The sequence below is a fragment of the Alistipes sp. AM16-43 genome, assembly GCF_003435745.1.
GTDB lineage: Bacteria > Bacteroidota > Bacteroidia > Bacteroidales > Rikenellaceae > Alistipes > Alistipes onderdonkii.
In genome coordinates, this window is the sequence record NZ_QTUQ01000003.1 from 599045 (window position 1) to 619168 (window position 20124).

At 49.2% G+C, this 20124-nt stretch carries 17 protein-coding genes; 9 read left to right on the plus strand and 8 right to left on the minus strand.

The features are described from left to right. Both DW189_RS08500 and DW189_RS08505 read right to left on the minus strand, forming a co-directional pair. On the minus strand, window positions 1-1901 hold a 1901-nt coding region (locus DW189_RS08500), incomplete at its 3' end, for a TonB-dependent receptor (protein ID WP_220398830.1). Window positions 1902-1913: 12 nt separating this feature from the next. Continuing rightward, window positions 1914-2789, minus strand: coding sequence for a GLPGLI family protein (locus DW189_RS08505; protein ID WP_117507524.1), 876 nt, complete (start codon window positions 2787-2789; stop codon window positions 1914-1916). A gap of 145 nt (window positions 2790-2934) precedes the next feature. On the opposite strand from DW189_RS08505, the gene DW189_RS08510 reads away from it, so the two are divergent. Both DW189_RS08510 and DW189_RS08515 read left to right on the plus strand, forming a co-directional pair. Further along, window positions 2935-4425 (plus strand): sensor histidine kinase, encoded by a 1491-nt coding sequence (locus DW189_RS08510; RefSeq protein WP_117507526.1) that lies wholly within the window; start codon window positions 2935-2937, stop codon window positions 4423-4425. Next, entirely contained in the window at window positions 4415-5104 is a 690-nt protein-coding gene (locus tag DW189_RS08515; RefSeq protein WP_117507528.1) for a response regulator transcription factor, read from the plus strand. Before DW189_RS08510 ends, DW189_RS08515 begins: the two co-directional genes overlap by 11 nt. 73 nt (window positions 5105-5177) lie before the next feature. Here the strand turns inward: DW189_RS08515 and DW189_RS08520 are convergent, their stop codons facing one another. Continuing rightward, the gene (locus DW189_RS08520) at window positions 5178-6524 is read right to left on the minus strand and encodes a BACON domain-containing protein (RefSeq protein WP_147326493.1); all 1347 of its coding nucleotides are present in this window, start codon (window positions 6522-6524) and stop codon (window positions 5178-5180) included. A 257-nt stretch (window positions 6525-6781) separates the two neighbouring features. Continuing rightward, on the minus strand, window positions 6782-6988 hold the full coding sequence (locus DW189_RS14240) for a hypothetical protein (protein WP_130064584.1): 207 nt from the start codon (window positions 6986-6988) through the stop codon (window positions 6782-6784). Window positions 6989-7217: 229 nt separating this feature from the next. Between DW189_RS14240 and DW189_RS14775 the strand changes: the two genes are divergently transcribed. From DW189_RS14775 to DW189_RS08550, 5 genes are all read left to right on the plus strand, one after another. Further along, window positions 7218-7487 (plus strand): hypothetical protein, encoded by a 270-nt coding sequence (locus DW189_RS14775; RefSeq protein WP_014775536.1) that lies wholly within the window; start codon window positions 7218-7220, stop codon window positions 7485-7487. A gap of 472 nt (window positions 7488-7959) precedes the next feature. Continuing rightward, complete coding sequence (rhuM, locus tag DW189_RS08535; protein WP_014775538.1) at window positions 7960-8943, plus strand: RhuM family protein; 984 nt, start codon at window positions 7960-7962, stop codon at window positions 8941-8943. 42 nt (window positions 8944-8985) lie between these two features. Continuing rightward, on the plus strand, window positions 8986-10233 hold the full coding sequence (locus DW189_RS08540; protein ID WP_022044330.1) for a toxin-antitoxin system YwqK family antitoxin: 1248 nt from the start codon (window positions 8986-8988) through the stop codon (window positions 10231-10233). A 160-nt stretch (window positions 10234-10393) separates the two neighbouring features. Then, window positions 10394-11947, plus strand: a complete 1554-nt coding sequence (locus DW189_RS08545; protein WP_014775541.1) for a type I restriction-modification system subunit M — start codon at window positions 10394-10396, stop codon at window positions 11945-11947. Between the two features lie 5 nt (window positions 11948-11952). Next, a complete protein-coding gene (locus DW189_RS08550) occupies window positions 11953-12468 on the plus strand; it encodes a restriction endonuclease subunit S (protein WP_083923866.1) in 516 nt (171 codons plus the stop codon). Here the strand turns inward: DW189_RS08550 and DW189_RS08555 are convergent. The 3 genes from DW189_RS08555 to DW189_RS14440 form a co-directional block, all read right to left on the minus strand. Next, window positions 12465-13682: a restriction endonuclease subunit S gene (locus tag DW189_RS08555; RefSeq protein ID WP_117507531.1), complete on the minus strand. Its 1218-nt coding sequence runs from the start codon at window positions 13680-13682 to the stop codon at window positions 12465-12467. The two genes, DW189_RS08550 and DW189_RS08555, sit on opposite strands and share 4 nt — an antisense overlap. Window positions 13683-13684: 2 nt before the next feature. Continuing rightward, entirely contained in the window at window positions 13685-14677 is a 993-nt protein-coding gene (xerA, locus tag DW189_RS14435; protein ID WP_014775543.1) for a site-specific tyrosine recombinase/integron integrase, read from the minus strand. 87 nt (window positions 14678-14764) lie between these two features. After that, window positions 14765-15388, minus strand: coding sequence for a restriction endonuclease subunit S (locus tag DW189_RS14440; RefSeq protein WP_181969298.1), 624 nt, complete (start codon window positions 15386-15388; stop codon window positions 14765-14767). A gap of 54 nt (window positions 15389-15442) precedes the next feature. Between DW189_RS14440 and DW189_RS08565 the strand changes: the two genes are divergently transcribed. Both DW189_RS08565 and DW189_RS08570 read left to right on the plus strand, forming a co-directional pair. Beyond that, window positions 15443-16726 carry an FRG domain-containing protein gene (locus tag DW189_RS08565; protein ID WP_014775544.1) on the plus strand — a complete coding sequence of 428 codons (1284 nt, stop codon included), beginning with the start codon at window positions 15443-15445 and terminating at the stop codon, window positions 16724-16726. 7 nt (window positions 16727-16733) lie between these two features. Beyond that, entirely contained in the window at window positions 16734-19775 is a 3042-nt protein-coding gene (locus DW189_RS08570) for a type I restriction endonuclease subunit R (protein ID WP_014775545.1), read from the plus strand. Between the two features lie 137 nt (window positions 19776-19912). Here DW189_RS08570 and DW189_RS14530 read toward each other — a convergent pair. Then, window positions 19913-20124: hypothetical protein (locus tag DW189_RS14530; protein WP_220398831.1), on the minus strand; the 212-nt coding region annotated here is incomplete at its 5' end.

Sequence of the window (20124 nt, forward strand, 5' to 3'; positions counted from 1 at the left end):
TTGTAGGCGATGCCTGCCGAGAGGCTGCGTTGCAGCGCCTGCCGGTATTCGTTTACGCCGCAGAGCACCGAACGGTAGTTGCGCAGGACGGCGCCGTTGCCTATGCGGCTGTCGTCCGCCGCGTCGCGGCCGACCGTACCCGATGCCGAAAGCGAAAGGCGTCCCGTGGGGCTCCATTTCACCGCGAAGCGAGGCTTCCAGGTGAAAATGCCCGCCGGGTTTCGACTGCCGTCGATCCTGTCGTGCAGTCCATAGCGGCGGTAACCTGCCGGCAGGTCGAGCGTCAGCCGCAGCCGCTGCGAGCGGTAGGTGATGCCCGGCTGGAGGTAAACGCCCGCGTAACCGGCCGAAAGGTCGTTCGCGGTGCCTGTCCCGAGCCCGGTGCCCGTCAGGTCTGTTACGAGCCCCCGGAAGAGTGCCGAAACTCCGCCTTTGAATGCGAAGGCGAACCGCCCGGCCTGCGTGCCGAATGCCGCGTTGTGGTTCATGTAAAAAGCGCGGTCGGCGATCGTCTGCCGCTGGCTGCCCGTTTCGCGCACCACATCGAGCGACTGAGGGCGGGTAAGGTATTTCAGGTAGGAGGTGACGGTGAGCGAACGTGTGCCGGTGCGCCGGATATATTTCAGGTCGTTTTCGATGCCGTAGGCCGGGGCGTCGGCACGCTGGCGGTTGGGGTAGCTGCCCGAGAGCACGGCACGGATGCCGTTCCATGCCAGCGAAGCTTCGAGTTTTTCCTGCATGTAGAACCGCTCGGTGTTGGCTTTTAGTGCGATGCGTGCCGAAAGCTGTTGCCGGCACGAAGCGGCCGACTCCTGCTCGGTGTCCACGCGCGTGCCGTCCGTTAGGTACCAGCTTTGCCGGGCGGCGCGATCCGAGGCCAGGCGGTCGTAACCCCAAGTGAGCGAGCTGCTGAGCTGGTAGTCCTCGGAGAGTTTGCGCAGGTTGTTCAGCCCGGCCATGTGCGAGCGGTTGAAGCGCGTGCGTGTATCGTCGAGCGGCGCGGACGAAGTGCCGACCGAAAGGTGTGCGGCGGGATTGTAGTCGTTGGCTCCGCCGTTGAGGATGTCCTCGACCGAAAGCCGTTCGGTCTCGGCCGAGGGGTTTTGCCCCGTGTTGTCGGTTTTGAGGTTGACCATCGACTGCCCCCGGGCACCGATGCGCATGGCGAAGAGCGCGCCGTTCCACAACGCCGGCGACCAGCCCGCACCGCCGCGCAGCGTCCCCGTCCAGCGGGCTTTGGCGTGCGGCTTCAGCCGGAGGTTGATGGCTGCGCGGTCGCTGAATACGATGTCCTTGAGCGCCTTGATCGGCTGGTGGTTCTCCATCACTTCGACGCTCGCCACGTCCTGCGGCGCGATGTTGTTGGTCGCCTGTCCGTAACGGCCGTCGAGCATGTCCAGCCCTTCGATGTAAAAGTTGTTGATCGGCTGGCCGTTGTAGCGTATCTCGCCCGATTTCGCCACCTCGATGCCCGGCATCTTGCGCAGTACGTCGGCGATCGAGCGGTCTTGCGCCTCGGTGAAGCGCGACACGTTGTAGCTTACGGTGTCGCCCCGGAAGCTCAGCCGCGGGGCGCGGATCGTCACCTCGCGGATATCGGTCGTCTCGGGCGTCAGCAGCACGAGCATCCGCCCGGCGTTGGCCGGAACCGACTGCCGGCGGTAGCCCATCGTCGAGAAGTCGAGCTGCGCGGTTGTCCCGTCCCCGCGCGACCTGAGCACGAAATCGCCCGAGGCCGAGGTCGTCGTGTAACCCAGCGGCTTGCCCAGGGAGTCCCGCGCCGTGACGATGGCCCCGGCGACGGGCGCCCCGTCCTCCTTGTCGGCTACGTGGCCCGTATACTCCTGGGCCTGGGCGACGATTGCGCCCAGCAACCAAAGCAGGGTCAGCAGGTACTTCATCGCGCCGCGGGGTTATTCTGTTTCCAGCGGATTGTATTCGCGGAGCAGGTCGGCACCCTCGCGCGGCGTCCCGTCCTCGTTCCTTACCGTGATCCTGATGTTCGAATTGGCCTGCATGTAGCCGATCGGGTCGGTCATGAATTTGCGCTCGGTGGCCAGGAATTTTTTGCGCGAAGTTTTCAGGTAGTTCAGGTCGGCCATCGTCACCGGGACTTCGGCGCGGCGGATCCCGGTCGCCTCGAAGCGGATGATGCCCCCGTCGTCGCCCGTGTCGTTCACGGCCAGGATCAGTCCGGGCAGCCCGTGGAATTTCCAGGGGCCGGTGGCGAGCGGGAGCTCCTCGGTGTACCAGGCTTCGTAATCGCGCCCGCGGAAGCGGCAGGTCGCACGGCGGCAGTCGTAACCGATGACCTCGCGCGTCCCGTCGCGGAGCGTCCACTCGATTTCGGGCAGCGGCTCGGTGTAGAGCATGTTGTCCCGTGAGATCTTGTCGGTGCAGGTCATCTCGCCTGCGGGGTAGTTCTGGAATACGACGGCCTCCAGGCCCCCCTTGAAGTTGCCCACGTTGGCCAGCACCTGCTCGGTCGGGGTGATGCGCAGCAGCGAGTCCCGCTGGAGCGTCTTGTAGGAGAAGAATTTCGTAACCTTCCCTCCGGCCTGCAACAGCAGCAGGTCTTGCATCGGCTCCTTGCTGTCGGGGTGCCGCAGCCACTCCATGCGGTAGCTCACTTCGAGCGTGGCGGTGTCCAGCACGGTCTGCCGTACGCTGCCCGTTTCGAGGGCCTGTGCCCCGCCGTCGGTCGAGTAGGAGATGACGGTCTGCGCCCGTCCTGCGGTTGCGGCGGCCAGCGCAGCGGCGATGATAAGGAAGGTGAGTTTTGTTTTCATGGCTTCGGTGTGTTGGTTTACGGTGCAATATTACCCCGAAAAACGAAGGGCGATGGTTAACGCCGCGTTAAGAAGTGTTAAATAATGTTAACGCCGGCGGCAGGAGTGTTTTTATTCGTATTTTTGTGGTATAAACCCCTCGGCCGTGGATAAGAACCGTTTCAGAAATATCTCGTTCTGCGCGATCGGCGCCCTGCTGGCGCTGGCCTTCGTGCAGGCGTGGAGCTTGTGGCGGATGTATGCCGACCGAGCGGAGGAGTTTTCGCGTAAGGTGACCCTCGCTATGAACCGCGCGGCGTACGACGACCTGCTGATGGGCAACCGGCGCCGGACGTCGCAGACCCGGACGTCGGTCGTGACGACGGGCAATATCGACTCCGTTAAGCTGGATATGATCGACACGATCTCTGTGAAAAGCCTTGGGGCGGCCGGCAAGGTGCTTTCCATCCGGTCGAAGGTCGACACGCTGCGGACGAATATCGCCCTGCGCCGCGGCGACAAGACCCGTTATATCTATCAGGAGGTGCGCATGCCTTCGTTTACGGCGCTCCAGTTCAACCTGTCCCGCTACGACTCCCTGCTGACGCGCTACCTGGCCGATTCCGGCATCGGCCTGCCCCACAGTGTCGACGTGATCCGGGGCGGGGACGACGGGGACGTTACCGAAATCCGGCTCGACAGCCTGGCGGCGCGGCCAGCGGGTGCGGCGCGGGAGGAGGCGGTCATCGCCTCGCAGAAGGATGCTCCGCAGATACGGAACCCGAAGGTGTTCACCTCGCGCGTCACCACGGATGACAAGCTGCTTTTCCGGGTGAAGATCGAAAACCCCCACCGGGAACTGCTGCGCGAGCTGTTCGGCATCATCCTCACCTCGGTGCTCATGCTGCTCGTCGTCGCGTTCGTGGTCATCTACCTGTTGCGGACGCTGTTCCGGCAGAAGACGCTCGAGGAGATGCGGATGGATTTCACGCACAACATTACCCATGAGCTGAAGACCCCGATCGCCGTGGCCTATGCGGCCAACGACGCGCTGGAGAATTTCGGGGCGGCCGACGATGGGGTGCGGCGTGCGAAATACCTGGGTGTGATCCGCAGCCAGCTGACGGCTTTGTCGGAGATGGTCGAGCGCATCCTCACCATGTCGCGCGAGGAACGTGAGGATTTCACGCTCCGCCGCGAGCGTATCCCCCTGGCCGGGATGCTCGGGGCGCTGGCCGAGAAGTTCCGGATGCAGGCAGCCAAACCCGCACGGGTCACGGTGGATGTTTCACCCGAAGGGCTGACTGCCTTCGCCGACCGCTTCCACCTCTCGCATGCCCTGGACAACCTGGTCGACAATGCCCTGAAATATTCCGGCGAGGAGGTGCATATCCGCATTTCGGCCGGGCGGGACGGCGGCCGGGTCGTCCTGCGAGTCGCCGACGACGGCATCGGCATTCCGCGTGCCGCGCAGGCGCATATCTTCGATAAGTTTTACCGCGTGCCTACGGGCGACATTCACAATGTCAAGGGCTTCGGCCTCGGGTTGTACTACGTCGGGCTAATCGCCGTCAAACACGGCGGCTCGGTCGCGGTGGAGAGCACCGAGGGGCGCGGTACGACCTTCACCCTGATACTTCCGGACGATGGGCGATAAGATCAGACTGCTGCTCGTAGAGGACGAGCAAACCCTCGCGGGGATCATCGCCGATACCCTTTCCGAAAAGGGGTTCGAGGTGACGGTGGCCTACGACGGCGAGGCCGGGTTGCGGGCGTTCCGCGGGTCGCGCCCCGATGTGGTCGTGTCGGATGTCATGATGCCTTGTATGGACGGGTTCACCTTCGTCGGGCGCCTGCGCCGCGAAGCGCCCGGGGTGCCTGTGCTTTTCCTCTCGGCGCGCTCGGCGGCCGAGGACGTGGTGCAGGGATTCGAGACCGGGGGCAACGATTACCTGCGCAAGCCCTTTGCCATGAGCGAGCTGATCGTGCGGGTCAGGGCGCTTGCCGGGCGTGCGGGCGTCGGGAAAGCGCGTACGGAACGTGTGTTCGAACTGGGGCGTATGCGTTTCGACGCCGAGCGCCAGCGGCTCACGTGCGACGGCGTGGTGACGGAACTTTCGGCCCGCGAATCCGAAGTGCTGCAATACCTCTGCCGGAATGCGGGCGAGATCGTGCCGATGAAAACCCTGCTGGTGAATATCTGGGGCGACGATTCGTTTTTCAACGCCCGCAGCCTGCATGTCTTCATCACCCGCCTGCGCCACCGCCTTGTGGCCGACCCGTCGATCCAGCTGGTGAACGTGCGGGGAGTGGGGTATAAGCTGCTGATGCGCTGAGGCGGGGATTGCCGCACTGTATTGAAACCGGAATTTATTCCCTCTCCGGTTGCCTTTTCCGAAGGGATCCGGTTTACGGCAATGCAAATTCTATGACTAAATTTCCAACCTGATTGTTGGTTAGTTTATTTGTGCTAAACCCTAAAGGCGTGATATTCAGCGAGCCGATCTCGTTCACGAATCTTCCGATCAGTTCGCTGCCTCCCGTAACCGTTTGCGGGTTGTTGCCTTTGTCGAAATAGACATAATAGACGAGAAGATCGGCTTTAACCTGAATGTCATCCGCACTCAACTCTTCCTTTTTGATAATTTTATCAACAACGCTTATTGCCTTCGTATATTCCAGGTCTGTCTCAACGAAAAGCAAAGACATTCGGCCAAAGGTCAGGTGGGTAATATAGGACATATCGGGCAGTTGTTCCTCGCTGATTGTTTCTCGGATTAATTTATCAGGATAGTCCATCATAATAGTAAACATTTCCCGGGAATAGTTATAGAAAAACCCCGTCCGTTTCCCCATTTCTTTTTCGGTGTAGGGTTTCCCGCTTAGCAGTTCATCGAGGTTGAGGCCCAGGTTTCCTACCCCCAGCAGGTGCAGATGCCTGTGTGAGTGGTATTGCAAAGGGCCGATATAGTTGAATTGCTGACTTTGAGCTGGTAATTCGGAGGTTATTTGCTGCACCATTTCATTCATACCGTCGAACGTGGGCAGCATTTCCTTTTCATAAAGCTTCCCATTGATAGAGGCACTGATGTTAATCGGGTTGTAAGTATATTGGTCGTAGACCGTCAATGTCCGGTTGTCAGTATGGCAGTTAATCAAATGTCCCGGATAAACCTGCGTCCTGAACGCCGGGTTTACAAATGACTGTTCGGCCGAAAGCCGATATTTGCGCGTGACATTGTCCGGCAGGAGGTCGTATTTATTATCGTTGAATTTATTAACTGCGAACGTATGCCACTGCAAAGGGTCGTATTCCGGCTTTTTTTGCCCGGCTTGGGAAACGAACAGGTCGGCGGTTGTCTGTTTGTACCTGTCATGCAGGCAGGCAAGCGTTATTGTTGCCTCGCGCGGATTTTCCGTGTCGTTCGGCAACACCTCTATATCCAGATACTCAGCGTTATCCGCAACGGTCTTTTCGATAATGCACCATTGCGGAATATTTCGGATACTCCAGTCGCAGTTGGCCGAAACTGCTATACGTTGCTGAATCCCGGAATAATCTGCCCTGATTTCATCTTCATCGAGGGTGATGTAATACTTCTGCTCCGGTTCATCGTTGTGACAGGCTGCGCAGCAGAGCGCCAAAAAGAAAAGACCCCAATGTTTCATCCTAAAAAGTGTTTTAGTTAAACGATTGGGGGAAGAGGCAGATTGAAAATATGCGTGTCCCTGCGCGGTGTTGCCCGCATCGGTCATAAGGGTTGGTTTCAGTTTCCCCCCCCCCCCTCGGATTTCGATTTAAAGGTATGAAATAAACACGCATTTGCAAAATAAATCTGCAATTTCCGCCCAATACGGGGATGGAAGGCTTCTGGGGTTTATCGGCTTGCGATTCGCATTTGTCCGGCCTGCCGCCCGAAAAAAATCTCCCAAGGAGGCGACTTCGATGTGCGGATAAAGGTGCTCCTGCACATTTGTAAGCCTAATGTATATCAACGGTTTGCAACGGTTTTCTATGCTTTATTCCCGCGTCGCCTACCGTCTTTTTGCATGGTCTTGCGCCCGCCTGCCCGTTTCGCCTGCGCCGTCGCCGTATCTCCTTGCATGACAGTACAAATATAGCGATTTTCGGCGAAAAAACCAAATGCGAAGACTTTTGGAGATGCAGGCGGATTTTTATCGTCAAATTGAGCATTATTCGTATTGTTAATATTATGCATTAATAGTTGGTTGTTTGAATGAAATTATGTGAATCGTATCAAGCTCGATTTATGTTCGATATCGATTTTATAAATGAAAAAATAATTTGCGTCATAAGATGACATAAATAAACATTATCTTTGTATTCATAATATAGTCTTAGTCATCACTTAAAACTTTACAATATGGACAGGCTGGGGTATAGTCAGATAAATTTTTTGTTCATTCTAACTTTAATACAAAGAGACGATGGACAAAAGAAACAAACTTTGGAGGAGAGAACAACAGAACCGGGTGTTTAAAGCTCGCATGGTTTATCATGCCGCTTGCGGGTGTGGAATCAAGAAAGCGGATGGTAACTGGAATAGACATCCTCATTGGTTCGAGTTGGCAAGGGTGAAATGGATGCAGATCTACAAAAAAACAGGAACGCCATGCAGTTGTTGGTTGTGCCGAGGAGAGAAGTATGATCGCAGGGGATATGTAAAGGAAACATTGCGGATTATAGCCGAAGCATAGACAGATTCGTATGCGTCACTTTGAAATTTAGTATTGTCAATATGTTGAATAATTTAATATTTAGAGCCTCATAAGTGTTTAATCGACTCGTAGAAAGTTACGGGTCAAACCTTATGAGATCATGAGCAGAAGCAGGAAACGAACACCCGTCAGCACGATCGCGTGTTGCAAGTCGCAGAAAAAGGACAAGCAGTTATGTAACCGTCTTTTTCGTAGCCGATCCAAACGATTTATCCGGGACGGTAAGGAGCTGCCGCTTCGGCTTCGGGAAGTAATGAATATTTGGGATTTTGCCGGTGACGGCAAATGCTATTGGGGCTATGATTGCAAGTATTTCGAGAAGTTGATGAGAAAGTAGCAGTACGCTCTCCTTTACTTTTGGGTAAGGGAGAGCGAATTGTATTTGGGTGGCTGTAAAATAATCGCTTCGACGGATTTTCGATATTTCAGGCTTATTCGTATCTTTGTTTCTATGGACAGAGGGGAGATTATCATTTACCAGACGGCAGACGGCGAGACCCGCTTGGACGTTCGCATGGAGAACGACAGCGTGTGGCTGACGCAGGCGCAGATTGCGCATTTGTTCGGAGTTGACAGAACGGTTATTGTCAGACATGTCAACAACATTTATAAGTCGTCCGAATTGGAGCGGGACGTAACATGTGCAAAAATTGCACATGTTCAGCATGAGGGGCAACGGCAAGTGCGACGTATGATTCCATTTTATAACCTCGATATGATTCTATCGGTGGGCTATCGCGTCAATTCCAAAAATGCCACTCAATTTCGTATCTGGGCAAATAAGGTCTTGAAAGAGTATCTAATAAAAGGCTATGCAGTCAATAGCCAGTCCAAGGCCGAGCAGTTGGAGGAGCTGAAACAAACCGTTCATCTGCTCTCGAACGTGTTGTCGGCAAAGGATGTTACGAAATCCGAGGCAATCGGGTTGCTGCGCGTGATTACGGACTATACTTACGGTCTCGATACGCTCGACCGCTACGATTATCAGCAGTTGGAAGTGTCGGCTACTACGACCGAGGAGCCGTTTCATGCGACCTATGAAAATGCGATGGAGGCGTTACAGGTGTTACGCGACAAGTTCGGAGGCAGCGAGCTGTTCGCCCACGAGAAGGACGAGTCGTTCAAAAGCACGATGGGCGCAATTTACCAGACTTTCGGCGGGCGGGACCTCTATCCGAGCGTTGAGGAGAAGGCGGCTAATCTGCTCTATCTGACGGTTAAAAACCATTCGTTCAGCGACGGTAACAAGCGTATCGCCGCTTTCCTGTTCCTTTGGTTCTTGGAAAACAATCGGATTCTTTACCGTGCTGACGGTTCGCGCCTTTTGGATAACAATACACTGGTCGCCCTGACGCTGATGATTGCCGAGAGCCGCACGGAGGAAAAAGACGTGATGACGAAGGTTGTGGTGAATCTGATCAATAAGAACAATTGACACGATAACAGCGTGTCGGATATCGGAAAAGTGATGAAACCTATGAAGCCTAGTCATTTTATGAACCGAGTTTTATTGTTTGTATTGTTGCTAGTGGTAGGCAAAGGTGCTTTGTCGCAGGAGCGGATAGATACACTCTACTATAGCCGTTCGGGGATGACGGTGCGAAATCCGGTTTTTGCCGATTATTATCGACTGGCGCTTTATCCTGCGGATGCGGCGGGGCTCAAAATGTTCAAGGATTTTTATATTTCGGGAGAATTGCGGAGAGAAGGGCGTTTTCAGACAATCGATACGCTTGATGATCGCCGGACGGTGTTTGACGGAGATGTTGTTTCCTATTTCAAGAATGGTCGCATGTCGGAAAAATCATATTATTCGGAAGGATTGTTGGAAGGCGAATATCGGCAATACGACGAGAATGGAACGTTGAAAACACGTGCGTCGTATGCCGGCGGCGAATTGTCCGGGATGTACGAGGCATACAACGGAGACGGCTCCTGCCGAATGGTGGAATATCGTGCAGGGCTGCCGGTTCATGATTATTATTTGCTGGCGGACGGCAGCGGGAACACGCTTAAATTCCGCATTGCGGACGACATGCCGGTATGGGAATCTCCGGTCATAACGGAGCGTTCGGTCGATTATCGGGACGGTGTGCCCTGGGAGGTCTATTTCAAAAACGGATTGACGATCGCCTTGACGGATGCCATCGTCCGGGATTACGGCAAGTGGCACCGGGTCGATCTGATTATCTCCAATAATTCATTGACGCCGGTCGAATTCAATCCGGAGACCGATATGACGGCCTATTCCGTAGACGAACACGATGTCGCCACCGATCTGCAGGTCTGGTCTTGCGATAGCTATCTGAAGAAAGTGAACCGATCGCAGACCTGGGCCGCTGTTTTGATGGGCGTCAGCGAAGGAATGGCTTCTGCCGGCGCAGGGTATTCGACCTCCACGACGACCGGTTACAGCAGCTACGGCGGTTATTCGTCTTATACGACTACGACTTATAATCCCTCTGCAGCCTATCAGGCCAACATGGCCTCACAGCAGCGGATCGCTGATTTCGGTCAGGCCTTGCAGGACGAACAACAGGTCAAAAAGCTGGGATATTTGAAGAAAAACACGATATATCCCGGAGAATCCGTATCCGGATTTGTTCATGTAGCATGGATTAAAGGGGAGCGTGTTGTGTTCATTATCCGGATTGAAGGTGCCGAATACATTTATGAGTGGGGATTTGACAAGAAAAATGCGTTTTTATTGAATAAGAACAACTAAGCTGTATCATTTTTTCTAAAATTTAGTTGAGGAAATAATATCCGCAAGGTCCTGCAAATCGCTATGTGAGCCTTGCGGATATTGTTTTTAAGGTTTATTCCTTTGCGGGAAAGCGAAAAAATGGGAAGATTTTGTACCTTTACCTAAAATATTCTATACAATGGCAGCGATGAATACAGCCGACATCGGCTTTGAAAAGGAAATATGGAAGGCGGCGGATAAGATGCGCGGAAATATTGATGCATCGGAATATAAATCCGTTGTATTGGGACTTATTTTCCTGAAATACATCTCGGACAAATTCGAAGCTAAATATCAACAGCTTGTTGCCGAAGGAGAGGGCTTTGAGGAAGACAAGGATGAGTATTTGAGTAATAAAAATGAGAAGGGTAGTTATGATCCGGTTTTCTATGTCCCTGCGGAAGCCCGTTGGGAAGCTATTGCCATCCATGCACACTCTCCTGAAATTGGAACGATCATCGACAATGCGATGCGGGCAATTGAGAAGGAGAATAAGCGTCTGAAAGATATTCTTCCGAAAAACTTTGCGCGTCCCGAGCTCGACAAACGCCGCTTGGGTGAAGTTGTCGATTTGTTTACAAATATTCGGATGCATGAGCACGGCGATTCGAAGGATATTTTGGGTCGTGCTTACGAATATTGTCTTTCGAAGTTTGCTGAGGCCGAAGGAAAATTGGCAGGTGAATTTTATACTCCGGCTTGTATCGTTAAGACGTTGGTGAACGTATTACAACCTTATAAAGGTCGTGTTTACGATCCTTGCTGCGGTTCGGGTGGTATGTTTGTACAGTCTGCACAATTCATCGAGAACCACTCTGGAAATATCAATAATATATCAGTCTATGGTCAGGATTCCAATCCTACGACATGGAAAATGGCGCAGATGAACTTGGCGATTCGCGGTATCGAGGCCGATCTCGGGCGATATAATGCGGATACCTTTTTCAATGATTGCCATCCGACTCTGAAGGCCGATTTCGTGATGGCCAATCCTCCGTTCAATCTGAGCGATTGGGGGGCGGATAAGCTGGCGGATGATGTGCGTTGGAAATACGGTACACCGCCCAATGGCAATGCCAACTTTGCGTGGATTCAGCATATCATCCACCACCTTGCCCCGACGGGACGTGCGGGCGTTGTGCTGGCCAACGGCTCGCTGTCGAGCCAGAGTGGCGGTGAGGGCGAGATTCGGCGTAAATTGGTAGAGGCTGATTTGGTGGATTGTGTTATCGCTATGCCGCCGCAGTTGTTCTATACTACACAAATTCCCGTGTCGATTTGGTTTTTCAATAAAAACAAGCAACAAAAGGGCAAAACGCTCTTTATCGATGCTCGCAACTTAGGTACAATGGTAACGCGCAAACTGCGCGAATTGACCGATAGTGACACGGTCGATCCGATAAAGCGCGGCGATATTCAGCGCATTGCCGACACCTATAATGCCTATGTTGCTGGAAAATTGGAGAATGAAAAAGGATTTTGTGCGGTTACCTCTGTCGCAGAAATTGCCAAGCAGGATTTTATTCTCACGCCCGGTCGCTATGTGGGCATTGCTGCGCAAGAGGAGGACACCGAACCGTTTGAGGAGAAAATGACACGCTTGACGGGCGAGCTTTCTGGACTATTTGAAAAGTCGCACGAGCTGGAGGCAGAGATCAAAAAACAGTTAGGTAGTATTGGGTATAAATTGTAGCAAATATGGGCTTAATTCTTAATGACTTAAAAAATGCATGTGAATTAGAACATGTATGTGACTATGTAAATAATCGCACAACGAGTAGTATGAATTATATCTCTACGGAAAATATGTTACCCAATAAAGGTGGTATAAGTGAATCTACAATAATACCGCCTGGAACCACAACTGAATATAAAATCGGAGATATTTTGATCTCTAATATTCGGCCATATTTCCAAAAAATATGGTGTGCTGATAGGTGCGGTGGGTGCTCTGCGGATGTTTTGTGTATTCGTGCAAAAGAAAATACAGATAGCAAATATTTATACTATCTGTTGAGCCAGCAAGCGTTTTTCGATTACGTAATGTCGGGAGCAAAAGGGTGTAAAATGCCTCGAGGGGACAAAAAACAGATTATGCAATGGCCTGTAAATATCCCCGCAATAGATGTGCAGAAAAAAGTTGTAGCTATATTATCTTCTCTCGATAATAAGATCAGACTCAATCGACGGATAAATGATAATTTAGCAAGCTAATCGAGGGAAACCTCCTCAACGGAGATCTCACCGGACATGAGTTTGGGTAGAAGGGTATCGCGGAGAGATGATAATTTCCTATTTTCAATTCGACAAGTAACCATTCTATTAAAGATGGGAGAAAATAACTTATCTAAATTAACCAAAGCCTGCTTACTTGGGATTTTTACTTTTGATATTTCTAAATCACATCGTTTGATATGCCCCATAGTAACCGCTTTGTCTTTCGCAATGCGAATAAATTTATTCAAATGATGCTTTGTCCAATAAAAAACAAACCATTGAGGATACTTTGCCGAAGATACCTTAAATAAATGTTGGTTGAGCCCACATTTTCCACCACACCAAATATCTACAAGTAGGGTTCCTGACCAAGAAAATATAATGGTTCCATCAGAAATTATATATTCAGGTTTTATTAAAGATGAGCAACGATCACTGTTGGTGTCACATTGTCCTTGTCCAAGTTCTTTAATCTTTAAAACTGGCAATCCTGCCTCATTAGGCATCGCTGGATATTTTTGCATAGCCAATCCATTAAGGTATTGGGCAATGTCAGTCAAAACCCCGTCTTGCCATTCTCCTAAATTCTCTGTATTTTGAATAAAGTAATGATTAAACAGCGCTTTGGCCTGCTCCTCTAAATTATCATTTATACGCTTATTGGTCTCTATTTTTTCGTCAATTGAAGAAAGAATAGAGACTATTTTTTGTTGAGTTTTAATATCAGGAATTGATATATCTTGTTCCTGAATAAAACTGTTGAAATCTAAATTCTTAATGCCGGTTGTGCCATTCTCATAGGGGAACATAGCATCTTTATTGTACAGATAAAGCCAGTAATTAAAAAGATATTCAGGTTGGATGCCCGTTGCTGTGATGGCTTTACAGAAGTTAGAACATATCAAAGGCTTACTATATCGGGATAATATTTTATCGGATATTAGCGCAATGCGCCCCGTTGACTGCGTTGGACTCCCGCCGGATATTTCAATTATTAAATTATTAGCAGATAAAATCTTTGATGTCGCTTTTTTATTATGGATAAAACGTTGTGGCATTTTGCCGACATTGCCTTTGCAAAGTTCGGGAATGTCAGCCCCTCTCACACATAATACTTCTGTTGTATAGTTCTCTGTGGGGGAGCCTTTGCCCCAATCACCACTTTTGACTTCTGATATTACATCCTTTATTTTGCAGGTTACTCGTGTCATACCTAATTTATATATTTCCGATGTGAGATTTTGACATTGCTTTGATTAACCATTGCATAGTGCATTGTCGTGTCGATTTTGACGTGCCCCAATAGCTTTTGTACCTGTTCGACCGGCATCCCTTTATCAATGGCCATTGTAGCAAGTGTTCGGCGGAATTTATGCGGATGAACTTTGTGAATCGAAACTTTGCGGCCGAGTTGGCGGAGACGTAACTCTACTCCGCTAATTTTAAGCCGATTATGCGGCTTGGCAATGGATACGAAGAGTGCCGGATTGTCATCTGTCCGGCTTTCGAGGTATTGTTTCAGATGAATTTTTGTGCGGGCGTTGAAATAGACTTCCCGTTCTTTGTTGCCTTTACCGAAAACGACGCACTCGCGTTCGTGAAAGTCTATATCTTCTCGATTAATTTTTACCAGTTCGCCGACGCGGATACCGGTAGACGATAGCATGTCTATGATTGCCAGATCTCGTATATGGGTGCAGTTGTCACGCAAAATTTCAAGATTTTCATCGGATAGCACCTCTTTAATTAAAGAGCCGGTTTTAACTTTATGGATGCGTCTCACCGGGCTTTTAAGAATATAATCTTCGTCTTCGAGCCATGCGAAAAAGCTTGAGAAAATTCTGCGGATATTGTCTATGGTAACTTTTGACGATTGGTTATTCGATTGGTATGATGCAAGATAACATCGTAGATCGGTCGTTGTTATATCGACGATATTCTTGTCGATCTGCCGTAACATATATTCAATAGTCGAAGCATAATATTTTAATGTTTTCTCAGAGCATCCCTCGACGCGTTTGGCTGATATAAATAGCGTTTGCAGTTGAGAATTAGCCTTGACTCGCGCTTCGCTATCCGGAAGCTTTTCTGCGATGACAATATTTTGCAATGTGCGATTCAGCACGTTACATAAGATGCTCATTTGATCTGCCGTAATGACGGTACGCATCGCGGTTTTAATTTCGTCAATTAGTTTTTCTTTCATGGCTGCGTTTGTATTATTGAAATTGATAAAGTTACGCAGTCCATTGAAATACACACAAAGATAACCGATAAATGATAATTTAGCAAGCTAATCGAAGGAAACCTCCTCGACGGAGAGCTCGCCGGACATGAGTTTGGGTAGAAGGGTATCACGGAGAGTGGATAATTTTATGTTTTCTTTTTTATTAGATTCAATTTGACTAAATAAAGGATCAGCAATAGAGTTAAATTGCTTCAATTTAGTGTCAGAGGGTATTGATATTGGAGTTTTTCTGAAAATCGGAACAGTCAATTGTTGCTGAGTCGTCCCCGTTCCTGTAATATTCTGAGTTAATGCCCACAAGTATAAATATTTTGCAGACAACTCTTTTTTATTAGGGATTATTGAAATTAGCCGGACAATAGGAACATATGGTTCTAATCTCAAACAGACATAACCTATAGTTCCTCTTGCAGAAATAGTTATACTTTCCTCGTGAATTTTTGCAACATTTGTATAACCATATAATCCTTCATTATCTATTCCATTAGAATATATAGGAACATGACACTCAATAGTCTTTTTATTAGTATATTTTGAAGGCCTATCACCTCCAGCAGTAATAAGTGTGATATCTCCTAATTCACAGTGAACCCATTCGTTTCGATCGAAATCCACAAACCACGACTTAAACAACGCTTTGGCCTGCTCCTCTAAATTATCATTTATCAAAGTTACTATTGTAATTTCTATTTTTGTTATATTTGTATTAAACTGGGATTTCTAATGGAATTAGATCTTAATATTGATTCAAATGGCAATGTAATCGTCAATACATTGTCGGAATATGTTGCATATATTTCTCAGTTGCAAGCTGCCAATGAAGGTAGCAATGAGCGATTCTTTTTCAGGGGCCAATCCAATAAAAATTGGGATGTGCGCCCGTGTTTATTTAGAGAGAATAACCTGACGATTGAATCCGATATTATATCCGAGGCTTGTGCTCGTGCTCCTTTTGAATTTGGCGGCCGAAGTGCATTTGAACGACTGACAAAATTACAACATTATGGACTGCCAACCAGAATGTTGGATGTAACGCTAAATCCTTTAGTCGCGTTGTATTTTGCGTGTGCGAAATGTGAAGATAAAGAAAACTACGACAAGAATTATAAAGAATCTGATACTATTGATGTCGACTCCGATCATTCATTTGATAATGAATATGATGTCGATGGGGCTGTTTATTATAGACGGGCTTATGGACATAAGCATAATTCAGATGATATTGATCTGTTGGCCCGAATCGCGGAAATGGATTTCAGCGGAGATATTGTATTGCATCAATTGGTCGAGAAATTAGGACTACGCAGTCAAATAAAACAAGCCGAGGATTTTGAGGAACTGGCAAAGGTGATGCAAAATGCTTACTTTGTTATATCGACATTCAACAATGAACGTTTGATTCGGCAGAGCGGAGCTTTTTTGCTTTCTGGTAGCATTAATATTCAACTCAATAAATCTGATTACGGCGCCAGTCGGATCGAGAAGAGCAGTTGTTCTTTAAATAGCCAGTTTGCGAGCGAAAGGATAATCATACCGGCCGGAAGCAAGGAAAGCCTTTTAGAAGAATTGAATTTCTACAATATAAACCAAGGGGCTTTATTTCCGGAGTTGGAGCATCAGATGGCATATATCAAATATAGTATGTGTAAATCTAATGTCAGAAGCGCTTCATCTTTTGAAAAGATAGATTTTGATGCAATAAAAGCTGAAGAATCTAAGGAAAGTGTTGAGATAGCTGAATCCGTAGTGAGAGAAGAGTTAGTTGATAAGGCTATTTATGATATCATATCACAATATATTTCAGATGATGCTATAAAACAGAATGTTCTTCGAATTATTACACGGCAAACCGAATATATAGATTGGGCCAATAAGGAAGCGACCATTAGTGATTTGAGGCGTAAAATCAAACGAAGCCTGTCTTTACAATCTATTAGTTCTGATGTCGCAACGCAATCTGCGCGTAATATGGTATCACAACTTGTTAACTTGTATGTGAAAAAATAACAATTATATGCACTTCACCGAAGATGATTTTGAAAACGCTATTCTCGAGTTGTTTCGAGAGCAATTAGGCTATGATTATGTGTACGGTCCCAATGTAATGCGCGACTATGCAGAACCGCTTTACGTGGAGGTGCTGGAGGCTGTGTTGCCGCAGATCAATCGTGGACTGCCACAGGCCGCTATTGACGAAGCTATGGTGAAAATTCGGACCTATGAGGGCGGAACGTTGGTACAGAAGAATGAATTGTTCACGGATTATTTGCAAAATGGCGTAGCTGTCAATTATTTCGATGGCCGCGAGCAATGTTCCGCAAATGTCCGGCTTGTCGATTACGATTCACCGTTACATAATCGGTTTACGATCGCTAATCAATGGACGGTCGATGGGCACTCGGTAAGGCGTGCGGATATGATCGTATTTGTCAATGGATTGCCGCTGGTGGTGGTCGAACTCAAATCGCCATCGCGTGAGAATACAGACGTGTCGGAAGCTTATGCACAATTGCGTAACTATATGCAGGAGATTCCGTCACTCTTTATCTATAACGCTTTTTGTGTGATGAGCGATCAGGCGATGACTAAGGCGGGGACGATCACAGCGGGTGAAGACCGTTTTATGCAGTGGAAAACGGTAGATGGGAGTTATGAAGATACCCATAGCGCGAATTTCGATGTGCTTTTCGCGGGAATGTTCGAAAAAACGCGGTTTGTTGAATTGTTGCGGAATTTTGTTTGTTATTCGAAAGACGGTAAACAGGATATTAAGATATTAAGTGCCTATCATCAGTTTTATGCCGTACACAAGGCTGTGCTTTCGACGGTTAAAGCAGCTGAGACAGATGGTCGGGGTGGCGTGTTTTGGCATACGCAGGGCAGCGGAAAGTCATTGTCGATGGTCTTTTTCGCCAAGCAGTTGCAGCAGGCGATGTCGTCGCCGACTATCGTCGTGCTGACAGACCGTAACGATTTGGACGGTCAGTTGTACCGGCAGTTCGCTTGTTGCAGGGATTTTTTGCGTCAGACACCCGTGCAGGCCGAAAGTCGGGCTCATCTTCGGGAATTATTGGCGGGACGCGAAGCGAACGGTATCTTTTTCTCGACGATGCAGAAATTCGAAGAGAGCGAAGAACCTCTTTCGACGCGACGAAATATAGTTGTTATGGCCGACGAGGCGCATCGCAGTCAATACGGATTGGAGGAGAGGGTCAGGATGGTTACGGATGCTGACGGGGTAACGCAAGCCAAAGTTGTAATCGGCGCGGCGCGTCTGGTGCGTAATGCGTTGCCGAATGCTACCTATATCGGGTTTACCGGAACGCCTATTTCGCAAAAAGATCGGTCGACACGCGAAGTGTTTGGAGATTACATCGACGTGTACGATATGACGCAGTCGGTGGAGGACGGTGCGACACGGCCGGTATTTTACGAGAGCCGTGTAATCAATCTGAAACTCGACGAGCAGTCCTTGCGGCGTATTGATGCGGAGTATGATGCGATGGCTGAGGAGGCGGAAGAGTATGTCATTGAGAAAAGCAAGCGTGAATTGGGGCGGCTCGACTCGATCCTTGGAGCTGACGCGACGGTGGCATCATTGTGCGAGGACATCGTAAAACACTATGAGGAATTCCGGCAATACGAGCAGACGGGTAAGGCGATGATAGTAGCCTATTCGCGGCCAATAGCGATCAAGATTTACCGTCGGATTCTCGAAATGCGTCCGGTGTGGAGTGACAAGCTGGCTGTTGTGATGACTTCCGGTAATAAAGATCCGGAAGACTGGCGGGCGATTATTGGAAATGATTCCCACAAGAAAGAGTTGGAGAAGCGGTTCAAAGACAACGATAGCTCGTTGAAAATCGTCATCGTAGTTGATATGTGGCTTACGGGTTTCGACGTACCTTCGCTTTCGACGATGTATGTCTATAAACCGATGTCCGGACACAATCTAATGCAGGCTATTGCTCGTGTGAATCGTGTGTTTGGGGATAAACAAGGTGGTTTGGTTGTGGATTATGTGGGTATCGCTTCGGCGTTGAAGACGGCGATGAACGATTATACATACCGTGACCGCAAAAATTATGGTGATACGGATGTGGCTAAAACCGCCTATCCGGAGTTTCAGAAGAAACTGGACGTTTGCCGTGATCTGATGTATGGATTCGATTATGGTGCTTTCTTCGGTAAGTCTGATTTGGAGCGGGCGAAAGCCATCAGCGGAGGTGTCGATTTCATGCAGTCCCCCGAGCGGATGGAAACGAAAAAACTCTATATCAAAGAGGCGCTGCTGCTGCGGCAGGCATTGTCGCTTTGTCAGAGTTTACTGAATTATGAGCAACGTATCGAAGCTGCCTATTTTGAGGCGGTTCGCACATTACTGACGCGCGTGGAAGCCAAGGGCAAGATTTCGTTCCGTGAGATTAACGGGCGTATTAATGAATTGCTCAAGCAGAGTATCAAGAGCGAAGGGGTAATTAATCTTTTCTCCGATATCAAGGAGGAGTTCTCTTTGTTCGATTCGAAATTCCTGGAAGAGGTTGCCCGGATGAAGGAACGGAACTTCGCCGTAGAATTATTGCGTAGGTTGATTGCAGAGCAGGTACAACTATATCAGCGAACGAATACGGTACGAGCCGAGAAGTTTTCGGAAATTCTGGCCGATGCCATGAGCCGCTATTTGAAAGGGATGCTGACGAACGAAGAGGTTATCGAAGAACTGCTGAAAATAGCCCGTGAGATCGTTCACGGCGAAAAGGCCGGCAAGTCGCTTAATCTGAACAGCGAAGAACTTGCCTTTTATGATGCGTTGACCAAGCCTGAGGCTGTAAAAGATTTCTATTCCAACGATCAGTTGGTCGCTATTACGCGAGAGTTGACAGATGCGCTTCGGCGAAACAAGACGATTGACTGGAATATGAAGGAGAGTGCTCGTGCCGGAATGCGGCGTATTGTCAAACGATTGTTGAAAAAGTATAATTATCCGCCTGCTGGGCAGGAAGATGCTTTGAATACGATTATGGAGCAGTGTAAGAAGTGGAACGAAAATAATTGAATGAGATAGCTATGGGTAAGTTGGAAGAGTCAGTCGTATAATGATTTTGCAAGATATAGTAATAGGCAGTGTCCATAATTTTGTGTTACGCTCCCCTCGATCCCGGAATATCGTCATCTCTTTCCGCCGGCAGGGAATTAAATGCCGGAGATGAAAATCCGCAAGGCCATGCGAATCGCCCGAGGGGCGAGCCTTGCGGATTTCCATCCCCGGCGTTTTGCTGGTCGCATGTAGATTTGCAGCGTGATGTAATCACAGGTAATTTCGATATGGAGTCGCAGTGAACCGGGGCTTGTCGTAAGCTTTGAGGCTTGGCGGTAGATTTGGACTGCGACTCCATTAACCAGAG